Raw genomic sequence first — 15,222 nt, 5'->3', positions numbered from 1 at the left:
GTTTAGAGAAAACGTGTGGGTTGGTGATAGGATGAGGGAGAATAAACGCTGGTTGCTTTGCGCAGGTATCATAGTCCTTGGTATGATTGTATATTTCAGTGCTCTCCATCTAAAGATTAAGAACCATAGCCAAATGGCGGTTTCGGCTAACGTTGATTACTTAATTATTTTAGGTGCTAAAGTAAATGGGACGGTTCCCTCCTTGGCACTTCAGTATCGAATTGACACGGCTGCTGAATATATGAAGAACTATACTAATACGGTTGCCATTGCATCGGGTGGGAAAGGTCCTGGGGAGGATATAAGTGAAGCGGAAGCGATTAAAGCAAGATTAATTAAACATGGAGTTAGTGAGGAAAGAATTTTAGTAGAAGATCAATCCACTGACACAGTGGAAAATATTAGATTTTCCAAACAGCTATTAACCGATGAATGGAATAGTGGATTAGTGGTCACAAATGATTTTCATATTTACCGAGCCAAATCAATTGCAAGGGACCAGGGACTAGAGCTCGCCGGTCTGCCGGCAGATACTCCAGCCGTTGCCGTAGTTAAATCCTATGGCAGAGAATATCTAGCCATTACCAAATACTACTTAGTTAAATACTTAAACATGGATTGGCTTTAATAGAAAAAACTGACTATAGATAACTAGTCAGTTTTTTCACCTTTATAGATTTGATAATTATTCCTACCTTTTTTCTTTGCTAGATATAATGCAAGGTCAGCATTTTTAAATAAAGTCTTTTCGTCTAAATCTTCATTATCAAAAAAAGCAATCCCGATGCTTGAAGTAATTTGTCTGGTTGAATCGGCAATTTCCCAATCCCTGCGGAGTGACTGGAGAATTCTATCTGCAATTTCTTTGGCGTTTGTTTGATGTGATAGATCTGGAACAAGGATAACAAATTCATCTCCGCCTAATCTAGCCAATAAATCATTTCTTCTCAATGAACTGCTAACCCGATGGGCAAATTCTTTTAAAAGGTCATCACCAACATCATGTCCGAAGGTGTCATTAATTAATTTAAACTTATCGATGTCTAGAACGAAAACAGAGAGCAGACTTTGAGTTTGTTTTGCCCGCTCCATTTCCACGTTAAGTCTCTGAGAAAAATAGTTTCGATTAGGTAGCCCTGTTAAATAGTCATGCAAGGCGATATGCTTTAGTCTTTCCTCGTACCTCTTCCGTTCGGTAATATCCTTGTAGACGACAACCCCGCCGTCCCATTCACCCGTTTCATCATAAATTGGTGAATAGGAAGCTAGGAAATCGACCAAGCCTCCACTTTTTGTCACCCGTTTTACCTCATGTGTTGGGATTGTCTCACCTATTTTTAACTTATCAATAATTTCTCGTAAATCTTCCTGACTATCTTCAGGAATAATGCTAATGGTTCGATCATTTAATATTTCTTCTTCTGACCATCCCAGCAATTTCTCAAACGATTTATTGACTGAAACATAATTTTCCTGTTTATCAAAGGTATACATTGCTTCGGCTACACTGTTCCAAACCAGTTCAAAGCGATCATTCATCTTTTTCAGTTCCATCTCTTTTTGCTGACGATCCGAAATATCACGAACTACCGCTAACAAATGAGTACAAACGCCATTTTGGTTAAAGACAGGGGTGATCGTAGACTCCCAATACACGAATGTGTGATTGTGCTGAAGCTTCATCCGTGTTGGTGAGGCAGCCAGCTTTTCTACATAAGTTATCGGTTCTCTTTGTTTCACTGCTTCTTTATAGACTGACTCCACTATCGTAAATATCTCCTCGGGCAGGACTTCATCGATTCTTTTTCCAAACGACTCCTCCTTCAGACCCCATAAATCTTTAGCCGGCTTATTTGCCAGGACATAGCTAAACTTATCTTTATCTTCTACCTTTGTAAGAAAGACCAAATCTGACATATTATTAAATAACTTAAAAAATAGATCAATATCTAAATTAAATGTTTCTGTCATTTCAAATCGCCTTTCATTAAGCTTATTTATGTAATCATCCGCAGATTTCGTAAATATCAAAACCTTTACAAAGCGTATGTTTTAAAAATTATCTCTATTATATTGTGATGTTACTTACTAAAAAAATCAAGGTATGTATCCTGCTTATGCTCAGCTGTTTCACATACAAAAACCACCCGAATCAACTTAAAATCGGCTGGTTTTTACAGAAAGCTATAGTTCGGTTAATTTTTTGATTCTGTGTAAATAAGGATAGCATCTCGTAAAAATCTCGCTGTTCCTGGCTGTTCTTTGTCGTAATAAGCAGTAAATCTTTCATCATCAACATACATCTGGGCAAGACCTGCATGTGCTTCCTTGTTGTATTCGTTCCAGTAATAAGTCAGCCATTGCTTGTGTAAATCAGCTGCTTTTTGTGCTAAGTCACTAGATGGATCTCCTGTTTTGAATGCTTCAGCGAGGATTAGATGGACTTGTTTTTCAAGTGCAGTTACCTCCTCGTATTCTTGCTTAGACATGTTCATCACTTTGGCATTTGACTTTTCCACTGTGTCTTTACCATATTTATCACGAATTTCTTTCCCATATACCTTCTCATTGTCCTCAACCATTTTTTTCTTAAAACCTTCAAACTTTTCATTATTAGACATCTCCATTCTCCCTTCTGTTACAGCAATGGTCATATTCACATTCGCGATTAATACATCGAGCTGTTCTCTTTTTTCGAGGAGTTTTTCCAAGTGTTCTCTTAGCGCTTTAGCACCGTCAAAGGAAGGGGCCGTTACAATATCTTTTATGAAGCCTAAACCTACACCAAGTTCTCGATAAAATAAGATTTGCTGAAGGCGGTCAACCTCTCTTTGCCCATAAATCCGATATCCTGATGAATTGATTCTTGCCGGCTTAAGAATAGCTATCTCATCATAGTACCGTAAAGTTCTGGTGCTAACACCTGCGAGCTGTGCTAGTTTTTGTATTGTATACTCCATACAAAATACCTCCTCATGACTTAACCATACACCTTTACGTAACGTTAAGGTCAACTAATATTTTATCTGTATTTTTTAGAAATGGCTGTGTTAAAGATAATGGTTGATGATTGGAGCGGAAGGCGCGAGACTCCTGCAGGAGGAAGGGACAGGGGAGACTCAATAAATATTTTGCCCACCCCACAGGCGCTTTAGCGCCGAGGAGGCTCCCCGGACCTCCTTAAGGTGCGCGAAGCACCTGGAGCCCTAAGAAAAAAGCCGGAACCGAGTGTTCTTAACTCGTATACCGGCTAAATGTATTAAATTTCTGATAGAGCAACTTGCTGATAGGCTTTAAAGAAGGAATCACAAAAAGCATCCCATTCTTCTGCTGCTTCGATTGACCTATCGCTTACTTCACCTAATACAGGCCTTTTGAGAAGCTCCTCCAAATGTTGAGAGTATTCAATAATTGTTTCCTTCGTTGCCCCTTCAAGTATGCCGCTGACGAATTCAGAAGGTGAATACCAATCTGAAACTCTTTGAAGATCCCGGTAAATTTGCGTTAATAACAGGTTCCTAGGTCCTTCCCATTGTTCATTCACGACGACATCCCGGAAGATGCGCGGCAGTGATGAAAACTCCTCCATCACACCATGCCCTGCAAAAACTGAAATGGCATCTCTTAGTACCTCCGCCCCTTCGTTCGTAGCACAAATTTTTTGCAATAGGACAAGCTCCCGTAAATTAAATAGCTGTTTTCTCATTTCAACCGGATGATCAGAATGAATCCCTGGGTTCAAAGGCTTCTCTAATTGCAGAAATAAATTATACACCTTAAAGGCACCTGCTGTAGTTCTTTTGGCAGCGTTTTCAATTTTCTTTAACTTACTAGCCGTTAATGGAAATTCCTTAATCTTCTTGCCAAAAGCCGTTCGGAAATCACCGTAAAGCTTCGCTTCTCTTGAGGCACGAAGCATAAAGCCTGCACATGCAATGCCGATTTCAAGCCTGGACAAGGTAAGGACAATTCCGACAGCAACCGCTATCCCTTTATTCTTTGGTCCAATCGGATAGGCTAACGCCCCTTTATATTGAATTTCCGCTGTTGGCAATTCCGCGGTCCCTAGCTTCCACTTGATCCTGTTAATTTCATAACCATTACGTTTTTCCTTTTCCTTATCACCAGGCAGCCAGGCCGGGACGATAAAGGAGGACACTTTGTCTGTACCTGTTATTTTCGCTGTCACTACAGAATAATCTGCATGGGCTGCTGAACAAAAGAACTTGTTGCCATATATACGATAATACTTTCCATCAGGTACAGCCTCGAGGACATTCGCAGGCAGGTCAGAACCACCTTGAATTTCAGTCATAAATTGGGCACCAATTGCAAATTCTCCGCCTGCCCCCTCTTTTGTATGTAGTAGGATTTCTTGTAGTTCCGGTAGGTCTTGGTTAGGAAATTGCTCAAGAAGAGCAATTAATCCATGTGTACAAGTTAGGGGGCACGTGACTCCACCTTCACCAATTTGATGGAGCAGCATCCGTTTCACAAAGCTTTCCCACGGAGCCATTTTACTAGAAAATAACCCGTGTCCAAAAACCTCAGTTTCTAGCTTGTGTGTTTCATAGGGGCGGACGATCCGGTCAATCCGATGGTTAAAAGCATCATAATGAAGTAAATATGGACGGACCTCAGGCCGGGCAATTCGCTCAGCAAGCTGGTTCCATTTTGAAGAGATCGTCGGTGAGAAGGCAAGGACTTGCTCATGGACCTTTTCAAAATCAGCACCAGTGAATTTCTCCACTACTTTTTGGAAAAAAGGCTCATTCCTGTACCAATCTAAATTCTCACGCCGTGTAACAAAATCATCAAATGTATAGATGTTTTGTCCCCGAGTATCTGTCTCCTGTGACGCAGTATTCATCCGTAAATCACACCCTTTTCCCATAAAATTTATCTCAATTTTCAGCCTAATTATAACACGAGAACAAAAAAAAATAGAAATAAGATTGGAACCTTATTTCCATTTTTACTCCAAAATGTATTTCTGGGGTGGACAGTGTCCACGGACGGTGACAGGCACCAATGTTATACCAATGTATTTACTTAAACCAGCCCTTTTCTTTGGATTGGGTGATGGCTTCGATCCGGTTTTTGACGTCGAGTTTATCTAGGATGGTGGAGATATAGTTGCGGACGGTTCCGGTTTTGATGCTTAGCTGTTCTGCTATTTCTTGTGTGTTTTTTCCGTTTGCTACAAGTTCTAATACTTCTTTTTCTCGGTCTGTAAGTGGGTTTTCTTCACCGTAAACATCATCCATAAGCTCAGGTGCATAGATTCTTTTCCCTGCCATCACACTGCGGATGGAGCTAGCTAGTTCCTCGCTTGGGCTATCCTTTAATAAATAGCCTTTCACACCAGCTTTTAAGGCACGCTGAAAGTAGCCAGTTCGGGCAAACGTAGTTAAAATGATGACTTTACATGGCAAGCCTGTTAACTCTTCAGCAGCCTCAAGCCCTGTTTTACCTGGCATTTCAATATCCATAATACATACATCAGGCTGGTGCTTCCTCACTAAAGCTACAGCTTCCTCCCCGTTCGTTGCCTTCCCCACAACTTCCATATCTTCTTCTAAGTCAAGCAGCGATCCAAAAGCTCCAAGCAGCATTTGCTGGTCTTCCGCAATCACGATTTTAATCATTTTTGCCCCTCCTTTTCCATCGGCTTTACATCGTTCGGTACTTTAATTACGAGAGTTGTTCCATTGTCAGGATAGATTTCTAGGCTTCCATTAATAAACTCTAGTCGTTCTTTCATTCCTAGCAGCCCGCTTCCCTTCACTTCATTTTCACGAGGGGTTTTGAACTTCCCGTCATCCCGAATGGTCAACACAATTTCTTTCCAGGTTTGATCAATTGTAACCCAGCACGATTTTGCACGACTGTGCTTAACAACGTTATTTACCGCCTCTTTTAAACACATGCTAAGAATGTTTTCTGTTAGCAGGGATACATTCTTTGAAGAGAAATCGTGTTCTTCTACAAAGCCAATTTCAGCCGCTTTAAGAATTTGTTTTACACGAATGATTTCATCCTTTAGGCGAATACCGCGCATTGACGATACCATTTTTCTAACCTCACTTAAAGCAGTTCTTGCCGTTTGCTGAACATCCTTCAATTCATTGCGAGCTTGCTCTGGATCCTTTGTAATTAACTTCCTGGCTAAGTCACTCTTTAAGCCTATTAATGACAGCTTTTGCCCCAGTGTATCGTGGAGATCCCGAGCAATCCGCTGTCGCTCTTCTATTTTTACTAGTTCAGAAATTCTCTTGTTAGCATCTTCTAGCTTCTCCTCTAGCTGGCCTACCTCCTTCCGATTGTGAATGCTGAAGGGTAGCAAGATAACACTGATCCAGATGATGATGACAAAAGGCAATTGCTTAAGGAAAAAACCATCATGCTGAACGATACTAAAATTTATAGATGCTGATGTGCTAATTAAATGGATAAAATAAAGTGTTAAAAATGGAATACGGTCCTTTATATTGCCAATAAAATAGGCTAGAAAAAAGGCGAAATAAACGTAACTATAAAGACTAGTCGATGTAATCGATATACCTATCAAGATAAGACTCCAGAGATATACGGGCCACCCCTTGGCAAAAAAGGCGATTCGATAAAAAATAAAAAAGAGAACGGTAAGAAAAACTCCGATAATAATTTTTATAGGGGATGCTGTTTGGAAAATAAAATAAAACGGTAAAATACAAAGAACTGTCCAAATATACGGCGTAATTCCATTATGTTTTTGAAAGGTGAAGTACTTTTTTATCATACAGGGACCTCTTTTGGTTAAGAATGGATAATCTCTCTGCATTTTATCACATATTTCTCTCTCGTTACTATTCAACGGTACTATAAAGCCTTTTAAAAAAACAAGCCCGTCCCGAGCTTGTTTTCCATCTGCCTATTTAACCTTCAGACATCTTTCTTCCTAGAAGGCTCTTTTCCTTTACAAGACTCTTTACTGCTCGATAGCCGACAAATTTTTTCTGTTTTTCATCCCAGAGACGAAATTTAAGTGAACTCAAGCTGGTTGCAAGCGTAACGGTTGGTACGTTGTGCAATGGAGGAGTATTATTATGTGCCTCTTCAAGCTTATAGTTCGGCACCCTCGGACATAAATGGTGAACATGATGGTAGCCAATATTACCAGTTAACCATTGAAGGATCTTCGGAAGCTTATAGAAACTACTTCCCTCAACTGCCGCTCTGACATATTCCCAATGTTCGTCTTCTTCAAAGTAGGAATCCTCAAAGGTATGTTGTACGTAAAATAACCAGATTCCCAGTGAACCAGAGATGAGAAAAATTGGGCCTTGAATGAGAAGAAATGCTTCCCAGCCAATCGTAACAGTGAAAAGCGCAATCACAATAGCAATGAGAAGATTCGTCAGGTAAGTATTTAGCTTTTCAGCTATTCTAGCGTCTTTACGATTAAAGCGATTTCTGATAAGAAAGCTGTAAATCGGTCCAATTCCAAACATAACTAGAGGATTTCGGTAAAGACGGTATTGCAGACGTTTCAATGGGGTTGCTTCCATATATTCATCAACCGTCAGGACCCAAATATCCCCCGTTCCCCGCTTGTCTAAGTTACTGCTGGTTGCATGGTGTACTGAATGATCATGCTGCCATTGACTGTAGGGAAATAACGTCATGACACCTGTGATCATTCCTACTATTTTATTCGCCTGGCGATTCTTAAAGAACGAGTGGTGACAACAATCATGAAATATAATGAACGTCCTCACCAGAAAACCAGCAGCAATTACGTTAATAACAAGAGTTAGCAAATAAGAAATAGAAAGACTTTGATAAGCCAATATCCATAATAGGAAGAATGGGACCAAGGTATTAATCAACTGCCATAAACTTGCTCTTAAATTTGACCTTTCAAATGGCATTATCTGCTTTCGCAATTTTTTTTGATTTTGTTCAATCATAATTTCAGTTCCTTCCTTTTTTGATAAAAATTATTGCCGATGAAAGATAATCACCTGCAGTCACATCTGTCATGTCCAATCCCATGATAAATGTCATATCCTCTCCTCTACGAAGAAAGGAGAAGCTCCAAAAACGAGCATCTCCTTCCCTTAAGGGTTATGTATTCTTTTTTAATAATTATAGGAGACCTGCGGCTTTAACTAAGCCAAACACTATAAGTAATAATCCTAGATATAACACGGTTGACTCACTTGCTACAGAGGCAACTAAAAACAAAACGAATACAATTCCCCTTCTTTTCTTATTAATAATGTCTATATTCATTAGATAATAATGTCGAATTGCAAAAATCACCACTATTAATCCAACGAATGAAACGAGTAGCCATATCATAAAGGACACCCGCCCCACCTTTGTTTCCACTGATAGTATGCACAATTTGATCATTATTATTTTGCTTTTTTAGCAATTAATAGTGAAAGCGATAAATTAGGAATCTCTCGTTAGGGTTTTGTTCATACATCTCCGGTAATCTAACTTCCCTGATCATTTCAAAGGGAGTTTTGTTTTCTAAGTAGTAGATATAATCACTTGATGGATAATACAAGATCAAGTCAACCTCCCGCGCTGACTGTTCAACAGATAAAAAAATATTATTGATTACCTGGATAAAAATTTGAATGGAAAATGGATTAAAAAAGTAGAACTTATTATCTACTGATTTGATTTGATATTGCTCTGCTGTTAGGCATTGAAACTGAATATTTTCACCCTGCCGTTTAAATTTCCTTAAATAACGAATCCGATTCTCCATGGCCTCTTTGTAAAAATTAACGTTCATTTCTATTCCAAGCACAGAGGCTTTAAAAACATGATGAACATAAAAATTTAGGCGACCTTTGCCACATCCAAAATCCACTAGGTGGTCACCGCGGGCTATTTCGTATTGTTCAAATAGTTTCTCTAAGGCACTATAGGGTGTTGGTTCGTACCGATGGTAATGGACAAAATGACTAAACCCCTTTTGATTTTCACAAGTTTTTACGTTTAGTATACCATCATAATACTGCTCTTCCATTAAATTACTCCTAAACTGGATTTGGATATATACATGAAAGAAAAGCTGTCCGTTTCATGCGGACAGCTTTTCTACTCTTATTTATTCATTTTAGACGTTTTTAACGTGAGTATTCACCCTACGTGTTCTAGTCCAGATTAAAATGGCAAACAGAATTCCAACGACAACCGCTAATCCAGCTAATGTGCTGCCAGTGAATCCGAGAATAAGATAGCCAATAACGGCGATACAAGCACCAATTAGCGCATATGGTAATTGAGTCACGACATGGTCAATGTGATTTGACCCTGCACCTGTCGACGAAAGAATGGTCGTGTCAGAGATTGGTGAACAATGATCACCAAATACTGCACCAGCAAGGACTGCTGCTAAAGCAGGTAGGATCATAGATATATCAGTTGATGCTGCAATTTCCCCAGCAATTGGAAGCAATATACCGAAAGATCCCCATGAGGTACCAGTTGAGAAGGCCATAATACCAGCAATGAGAAATAGAATAACTGGAAGGAATGCAATATTAAGATTTGAAGTTTCAACTATTCCAGCTAAATATGTTCCAGTTTCAAGTCTTCCAATCAAGTCCACAATAGCCCAAGCAAAAATTAAAATATAAATTGCTGGAAGCATAGATTTCGCTCCCTCTACAATTCCTTTGCCAACGACATTTGTATTTACACCGTGCAGTACCACAGCTTGTCTAAAGAACATACCTAATGTTACAAGTAATCCTAACAGTCCACCAATAACCAGTGATTTTGTTACATCGGTATTTTCAAAAATCTGAAGTATCGAAGCATTTCCTTCAACAGCTTGGGATCCCGTCCATAACATTGCCCCAACGGTTCCAACCACGAGTGCTGCTATTGGCGCAATAAGATCTGCGACTGATCCTGTTGTGCTAGTTGGAAGGTCCTCCTTCAATTCACCAGGAACAGGTTTACTAGGGTTATACAGTTCCCCTTTATTCATAGCTTTATCTTCATGCATTTTCATTGCACCGATATCAAATTTACCAAAGGCAACAATGAGGACCATCCCTAGTGCAGCCCACACATAGAAATTCATCGGTACCATTTGCATAAAGGCTGAAAAAGCACTGTATTCTTTTACACCATGAGCTGTAAGAATTGTTCCAATTAAAGCAATAATGTATGCTCCCCAACTAGAAACAGGAGACACTACACACACAGGTGCTGAAGTAGAATCAATAATATAGGCTAGCTTGGCTCTAGAAACCTTTTGCCTATCTGTAATTGGGCGGGCAATTTGTCCAACTGCAAGCGCATTAAAATAATCATCAATAAAAATAATAATACCTAGAACTGCACCAACTAGCTGAGCGCCCGTACGTGTTTTAACACGCTTCATCGCCCACTCACCAAAGGCTCTGCTTCCGCCTGAAATCGAAATAAACGCAGTAATGACACCTAACATAAGCAGGAATAAAATGATATACAAATTATAAGTATTTAACTCACCATCTGATACGAAAATTCCTTTTGCAGCATCCCATACAATCGTAAACGTCTTAGCGATATTAAATTCCGCTAACAATAGAGCTGATGCTAGGATACCTGCAGCCAGCGACAGCAGTACCCTTCTTGTTAATACAACCATTAAAATAGCAAGAACTGGCGGTATTAATGAGTAAATTGTGTTTTCCATTCCTTTGTCCTCCTCCTAATTTTCGAGGGGGGAACCTGACATGAAAAGAGTAACTCTTTACTATTCATTGTTTACGATCAACTGCAAAAATGAATACAAAAAAGAGCAGCAATAGAGAAAGTCTATCGCTGCTCTAAATAAGCAACAAGTTTCTCCATCACGATCTGTAGCTCCTCATTATGAAGGTATCCCTCAAAATGACAGTTTTACTCTTATTCAGAGTAACCCCAGCACAATAAACGATCGACAAGTTTATTTGCTTCGGCAGTATTCCCTTTCATCTGTGATCTTCGTTGTCATCCTCACACAGCCTACTCTTAAATACCGCGCCTCTACCCCACCGGAATGATAAGGTAATATTTAATTTTCTCTATTAATATAGCAAGAAAATAATTAATTGACAATATTTTAGTGGAATAGCATTTTTCCAATTGAGCTAATTTCTGTCATACTTAATTTATACATTATTTCGAAAAAACTTTCAATTTCGCTTTAAAAACGATAAACTTACTGATTTAATATTGTATTTCAAATAAATACTTCGATTTCCAAAAAAAGTTTTTGACATGCCAAAACGAAGAAAAGTATTATAGTATAGTAATTAAGGAGGTAGTAAGTATGTCAAACTTTAATAGGCAGAAAATTGTGGATAGTGTTCCTCAAACAGGTTTTTTCGGACATCCAAAGGGATTATTCACACTTTTCTTCACAGAATTCTGGGAGCGTTTCTCATACTATGGTATGAGAGCAATCCTTGTTTATTATATGTATTATGAGGTTTCAAAAGGCGGATTAGGGCTGGATGAAAACTTAGCACTTTCCATAATGTCCATATACGGTTCTCTTGTTTACATGTCCGGTGTGATTGGAGGATGGATGGCTGACAGATTATTCGGTACTTCAAAAGCCGTGTTTTACGGTGGAATACTAATCATGCTCGGACATTTAGTTCTTGCTGTACCAGGCAGCATAGCCATGTTCTTTGTCTCCATGGTCTTAATCGTTCTCGGTACAGGTCTTCTGAAGCCAAACGTTTCTACCATTGTTGGTGAAATGTACAGTGAGAAAGACGAACGTCGAGATGCAGGTTTTACCATTTTCTACATGGGAATTAATATGGGGGCATTTTTGGCACCCTTAATTGTGGGTAGCGTGATGAATTATAGCTTTCACTTAGGCTTTGGTATTGCCGCGGTCGGTATGTTCCTAGGTCTTGTTATGTTTGTTGTCACAAAGAAGACAAACCTTGGCCTGGCTGGAACTACTATTCCAAACCCATTATCAAAGGATGAAAAGAAAAAAACGTACACCTTTATTGGTTTAGGCCTAGCAGGGTTAGTAGCTTTATCTGCTATCCTAATCCCAATGGGACTCTTAACGTTCTCAAGCTTCATTAATATTGTAACAATACTCGGTATTTTAATTCCTACTATTTATTTCGTGGTTATGTATCGCAGTCCAAAAACAACTGCTGTGGAACGTTCTAGAATTATTGCGTATATCCCACTCTTCATAGCATCTGTTATGTTCTGGTCCATTCAAGAACAAGGCTCAACGATCCTCGCGAGCTATGCGGATAAGCGGACACAATTAGACATTGCTGGAATTCATATTTCACCAGCCTGGTTTCAATCGTTAAACCCTTTATTCATTATCGTCTTTGCACCTGTTTTTGCTTGGATGTGGGTTAAACTAGGCAGGCGTCAACCAACGGTACCTCAAAAGTTCTCACTGGCATTATTGTTCGCTGGTAGCTCCGAAAATTCAGGGGTTAATGAAAGGCATCAGATAAGTTCGCTAAAAAAGGTACCAGAGATTAATCTTCTGGTACCTTTTTTATTATTGTTTAAGATCATTCAACTCATCAATAAGCTGTTTCGTTCTTTTAGCATTTCCTTCAGCAAAATTCTCTAAGCGGTCCTTCAGTTCATCATCATCATGAATTCTTTCCGCGGTAATCAGATAGGTCCGCATTAAATCTTCTTCTATTTCAATGGAATTTTTAAGAACATCCTCAAGGATCTCTTTTTCTTCACCCTTTTCACCTTTAAACATCTTCATGGGGATGGACCTCCTTTTTATATTAGAATTCTCTATTCCATCCCCAATATTACAACTAGTTAATGGATATTAAGCAAATATACTTTTTATGCTGTCAATTAATTGTTTAAAGAAGTCAGCTACTTTTTGAAGGAAACCTTCGTCTCCAATGGTTTCTTTAATTCGCTGCTGTATGTCTTGCGAAAGGGTTTCAAGCTGGGATTTGACATTATCAAAGTTAATATTTAGGCTGCGCATTTTTTCAAACAAGTCAATTAACAGCTGGCGGTCTTCTGCACTTAAGTTAATATTTAACGATTGTAGCTTTTCATCAATTATTTTTTGTATTTCCTCTTTCGTTGCGGGGTTTTGCTCTGCAATTTCTTTCTTAATCTCAGTCAACAATTCACTAACCTTATCCTGGTCAAGTCCTTCTTTCTTAGCTAAATCAGTAGCCAAGTTTAATTCTTCATTGGCAACCTCTGTACGTTCTTTGTTTAACCCAGCGCCTTCCCCTGCATCATATGCCTTATAAATACCGACTAGGGCAGAGTGTCCACTTACCTTTACCGGAGAAGCAACATCTACAACCGCATCCTGGACTCCCGCAGTTAACAAAGCATTCGCATACATTTCATCCGTTACCTCTGTAATATTCTCAGGTGTTACCTGATTAATCACTAATCCCTCACCAGTATCTTTTCTCGTGATTTTCGCTGAGGAATACATATTGGAATGCTTGTCACCCTTAATATAAGTAACAAGGTCATCTCCAGTTACGGTAATTTCCTTCACCTTGCTAAGATCTTTTACATTTAAAAGTTCTCTTACCTTTTCTTTCTGAGCCTCGGAAAGGGCTGCCCCATAAACAACAACTGGTAAACCATACTTTTCATTAATGCTCTCCTCGTCGTTGTCAGCAGCCATCACCCATCCGCCTCTATCAGTAAAGAAACCGAGTGAAAATAGTGCTATTATTGCAGTAATTTTGATAAACAGTTTTAGTTTCATCCTATACTCTCCTTATTTTTCATTGTAAAGCTCATAAATAATATAACGTTAAAAATACTCATTTAGTTTCAAAATACTTAGCTCTTATGATTTTACCAAATATTAAAAAAGGATGATACAAATCAAAATGTCTTCATAAACAGATCATTTAAGGAAATGGTAATAATATATAGTGAAACTTCCATCAGTGGAGGTTTTCTTCATCCCCCACTGATGGTTAGTTGAACTTATCGGGCATTTACGGGCAGTTATCCCCCACCTAAGATTTCTCGTCTTCACTCATAACCTTGGGAGTGGGGGTCTTACTGCCCGTTAATGCGGGATAAAATTTGATTGGAGGTAATCATTTGACTGTTAATAATAGTCCCCATGGAAATTTCCCTTTTTTAGTTAATCTTGATGAAAATAGTAATGTTAAATTAACCGAAGACAAGTACGAAGTTTATGTCAACGACAAGTTAGTAGGACATAAAACCCTTAAGACTCAGGGGGAACACCTTTCCGACATAGATGATTTTTTACGAAATCAAGAGATCAATGACTTTTCCACCACGTTGGATGGAGACCATTACAAAATTGAAACAAATGGTCAAGATCAAGATATCTCAAATGCTCTATCCGTTTATTTTAACAATATATAAAGTAAAAGGGGCCTTTTCTACATAAAGAAAGGCCCCAGCTTTTATTTCTTATAAGGAATATTTAATAATTGTGGTAAAGTCTCAAATTTCATCCCTTGCTCTTTCAGGGCTGGGATAATTTGACGGAGGGATTTAATCGTATTGGTCCGATCCTCATCCCACGCAGCACCATCATGCATTAGAATCACTGCACCTGGATGGATATTACTAACCACATTGTAGGTGATTTGTTCTGGGGGTGATTCTTGCCAGTCTAGTGAATCAACTGACCAGCCTGCAACGGTATAATTCATATCCCTTAATTTTTCGACTAACTCATTATATAAAAATCCATATGGAGCTCGAAACAGCTTTGTTCGATACCCAATCAAATTAGCTAACTCGTCTTCCGTACTCGACACCTCTGTTTTTAGTGTAGCAATATCTCCTTGCTTAACAAGATTGGGATGCCAATAGGTGTGATTTCCCACAATATGGCCCTCATTAATGATCCGCTTTACAAGATCTGGATATGCCTTTGCACGTGACCCCATTAGGAAAAATGTCGCCTTGATGTTATTCTCTTTTAAGATATCTAGGACTTGTGAAGTAAAACGAGGATCTGGTCCATCATCAAATGTCAGCGCTACCGCATTCCCCGTTTGCGGACCTCTTAAAACAATGGTTTCTGGATATCTTTGCTGTAGAATTACATTTGAAACTGGATAACGAACGCGTTCCTTATTTTCGGGCCCGCCCTGCAGGTTTGGTGGTTTTTCATTCTGGGCATTGACTGGCAGGCAGCCTAATGTTACAAATAACATGAACATCGTTACAGGGATCATTAGTTTAAAA

General features: G+C 39.0%; 14 protein-coding genes, 1 pseudogene and 1 riboswitch. Of the genes and pseudogenes, 3 read left to right on the top strand and 12 right to left on the bottom strand.

Annotated elements, in window-relative coordinates; all coding sequences use genetic code 11:
• Nucleotides 1-31: 31 nt before the first annotated feature.
• Entirely contained in the window at nucleotides 32-628 is a 597-nt protein-coding gene (locus BTR25_RS17390; protein ID WP_075689313.1) for a YdcF family protein, read from the top strand.
• Nucleotides 629-651: 23 nt separating this feature from the next.
• On the opposite strand, the gene BTR25_RS17385 is transcribed toward BTR25_RS17390, so the two are convergent.
• From BTR25_RS17385 to BTR25_RS17345, 9 genes are all read right to left on the bottom strand, one after another.
• Nucleotides 652-1,971: a sensor domain-containing diguanylate cyclase gene (locus tag BTR25_RS17385; RefSeq protein ID WP_075689312.1), complete on the bottom strand. Its 1,320-nt coding sequence runs from the start codon at nucleotides 1,969-1,971 to the stop codon at nucleotides 652-654.
• Nucleotides 1,972-2,195: 224 nt separating this feature from the next.
• On the bottom strand, nucleotides 2,196-2,960 hold the full coding sequence (locus tag BTR25_RS17380; RefSeq protein WP_075689311.1) for a MerR family transcriptional regulator: 765 nt from the start codon (nucleotides 2,958-2,960) through the stop codon (nucleotides 2,196-2,198).
• A 299-nt stretch (nucleotides 2,961-3,259) separates the two neighbouring features.
• Nucleotides 3,260-4,870 carry an acyl-CoA dehydrogenase family protein gene (locus BTR25_RS17375; RefSeq protein ID WP_075689310.1) on the bottom strand — a complete coding sequence of 537 codons (1,611 nt, stop codon included), beginning with the start codon at nucleotides 4,868-4,870 and terminating at the stop codon, nucleotides 3,260-3,262.
• Between the two features lie 178 nt (nucleotides 4,871-5,048).
• On the bottom strand, nucleotides 5,049-5,648 hold the full coding sequence (locus BTR25_RS17370) for a response regulator transcription factor (RefSeq protein WP_075689309.1): 600 nt from the start codon (nucleotides 5,646-5,648) through the stop codon (nucleotides 5,049-5,051).
• Nucleotides 5,645-6,781 carry a sensor histidine kinase gene (locus BTR25_RS17365; RefSeq protein ID WP_075689308.1) on the bottom strand — a complete coding sequence of 379 codons (1,137 nt, stop codon included), beginning with the start codon at nucleotides 6,779-6,781 and terminating at the stop codon, nucleotides 5,645-5,647. The genes BTR25_RS17370 and BTR25_RS17365 overlap by 4 nt, the downstream gene beginning before the upstream one ends.
• 136 nt (nucleotides 6,782-6,917) lie before the next feature.
• Nucleotides 6,918-7,952, bottom strand: a complete 1,035-nt coding sequence (desA, locus tag BTR25_RS17360) for a Delta(5) desaturase DesA (RefSeq protein WP_075689307.1) — start codon at nucleotides 7,950-7,952, stop codon at nucleotides 6,918-6,920.
• Between the two features lie 178 nt (nucleotides 7,953-8,130).
• Complete coding sequence (locus BTR25_RS17355; protein ID WP_139311276.1) at nucleotides 8,131-8,355, bottom strand: hypothetical protein; 225 nt, start codon at nucleotides 8,353-8,355, stop codon at nucleotides 8,131-8,133.
• A gap of 67 nt (nucleotides 8,356-8,422) precedes the next feature.
• The gene (locus BTR25_RS17350; RefSeq protein ID WP_075689305.1) at nucleotides 8,423-9,031 is read right to left on the bottom strand and encodes a class I SAM-dependent methyltransferase; all 609 of its coding nucleotides are present in this window, start codon (nucleotides 9,029-9,031) and stop codon (nucleotides 8,423-8,425) included.
• Nucleotides 9,032-9,121: 90 nt separating this feature from the next.
• Nucleotides 9,122-10,696 (bottom strand): Na+/H+ antiporter NhaC family protein, encoded by a 1,575-nt coding sequence (locus BTR25_RS17345; RefSeq protein WP_075689304.1) that lies wholly within the window; start codon nucleotides 10,694-10,696, stop codon nucleotides 9,122-9,124.
• A 159-nt stretch (nucleotides 10,697-10,855) separates the two neighbouring features.
• A riboswitch (Lysine riboswitch) is annotated at nucleotides 10,856-11,039 on the bottom strand.
• A 275-nt stretch (nucleotides 11,040-11,314) separates the two neighbouring features.
• On the opposite strand from BTR25_RS17345, the pseudogene BTR25_RS17340 reads away from it, so the two are divergent.
• Nucleotides 11,315-12,454, top strand: a pseudogene (locus tag BTR25_RS17340) (peptide MFS transporter); the annotation flags it as partial.
• A gap of 81 nt (nucleotides 12,455-12,535) precedes the next feature.
• Here BTR25_RS17340 and BTR25_RS17335 read toward each other — a convergent pair.
• Entirely contained in the window at nucleotides 12,536-12,757 is a 222-nt protein-coding gene (locus BTR25_RS17335) for a hypothetical protein (RefSeq protein WP_075689303.1), read from the bottom strand.
• A gap of 69 nt (nucleotides 12,758-12,826) precedes the next feature.
• The gene (locus tag BTR25_RS17330) at nucleotides 12,827-13,747 is read right to left on the bottom strand and encodes a DUF1002 domain-containing protein (RefSeq protein ID WP_075689302.1); all 921 of its coding nucleotides are present in this window, start codon (nucleotides 13,745-13,747) and stop codon (nucleotides 12,827-12,829) included.
• Nucleotides 13,748-14,094: 347 nt separating this feature from the next.
• Between BTR25_RS17330 and BTR25_RS17325 the strand changes: the two genes are divergently transcribed.
• Entirely contained in the window at nucleotides 14,095-14,388 is a 294-nt protein-coding gene (locus tag BTR25_RS17325; RefSeq protein WP_075689301.1) for a hypothetical protein, read from the top strand.
• 41 nt (nucleotides 14,389-14,429) lie between these two features.
• On the opposite strand, the gene BTR25_RS17320 is transcribed toward BTR25_RS17325, so the two are convergent.
• Nucleotides 14,430-15,197 (bottom strand): polysaccharide deacetylase family protein, encoded by a 768-nt coding sequence (locus tag BTR25_RS17320; RefSeq protein WP_254842743.1) that lies wholly within the window; start codon nucleotides 15,195-15,197, stop codon nucleotides 14,430-14,432.
• Nucleotides 15,198-15,222: the final 25 nt, after the last annotated feature.

It is taken from the genome of Bacillus sp. MRMR6 (assembly GCF_001940785.1).
Classification (GTDB): domain Bacteria; phylum Bacillota; class Bacilli; order Bacillales; family Cytobacillaceae; genus Neobacillus.
Note: the sequence above shows the minus strand (reverse complement) of the source record. Positions and strands in the feature narration are given on the sequence as shown.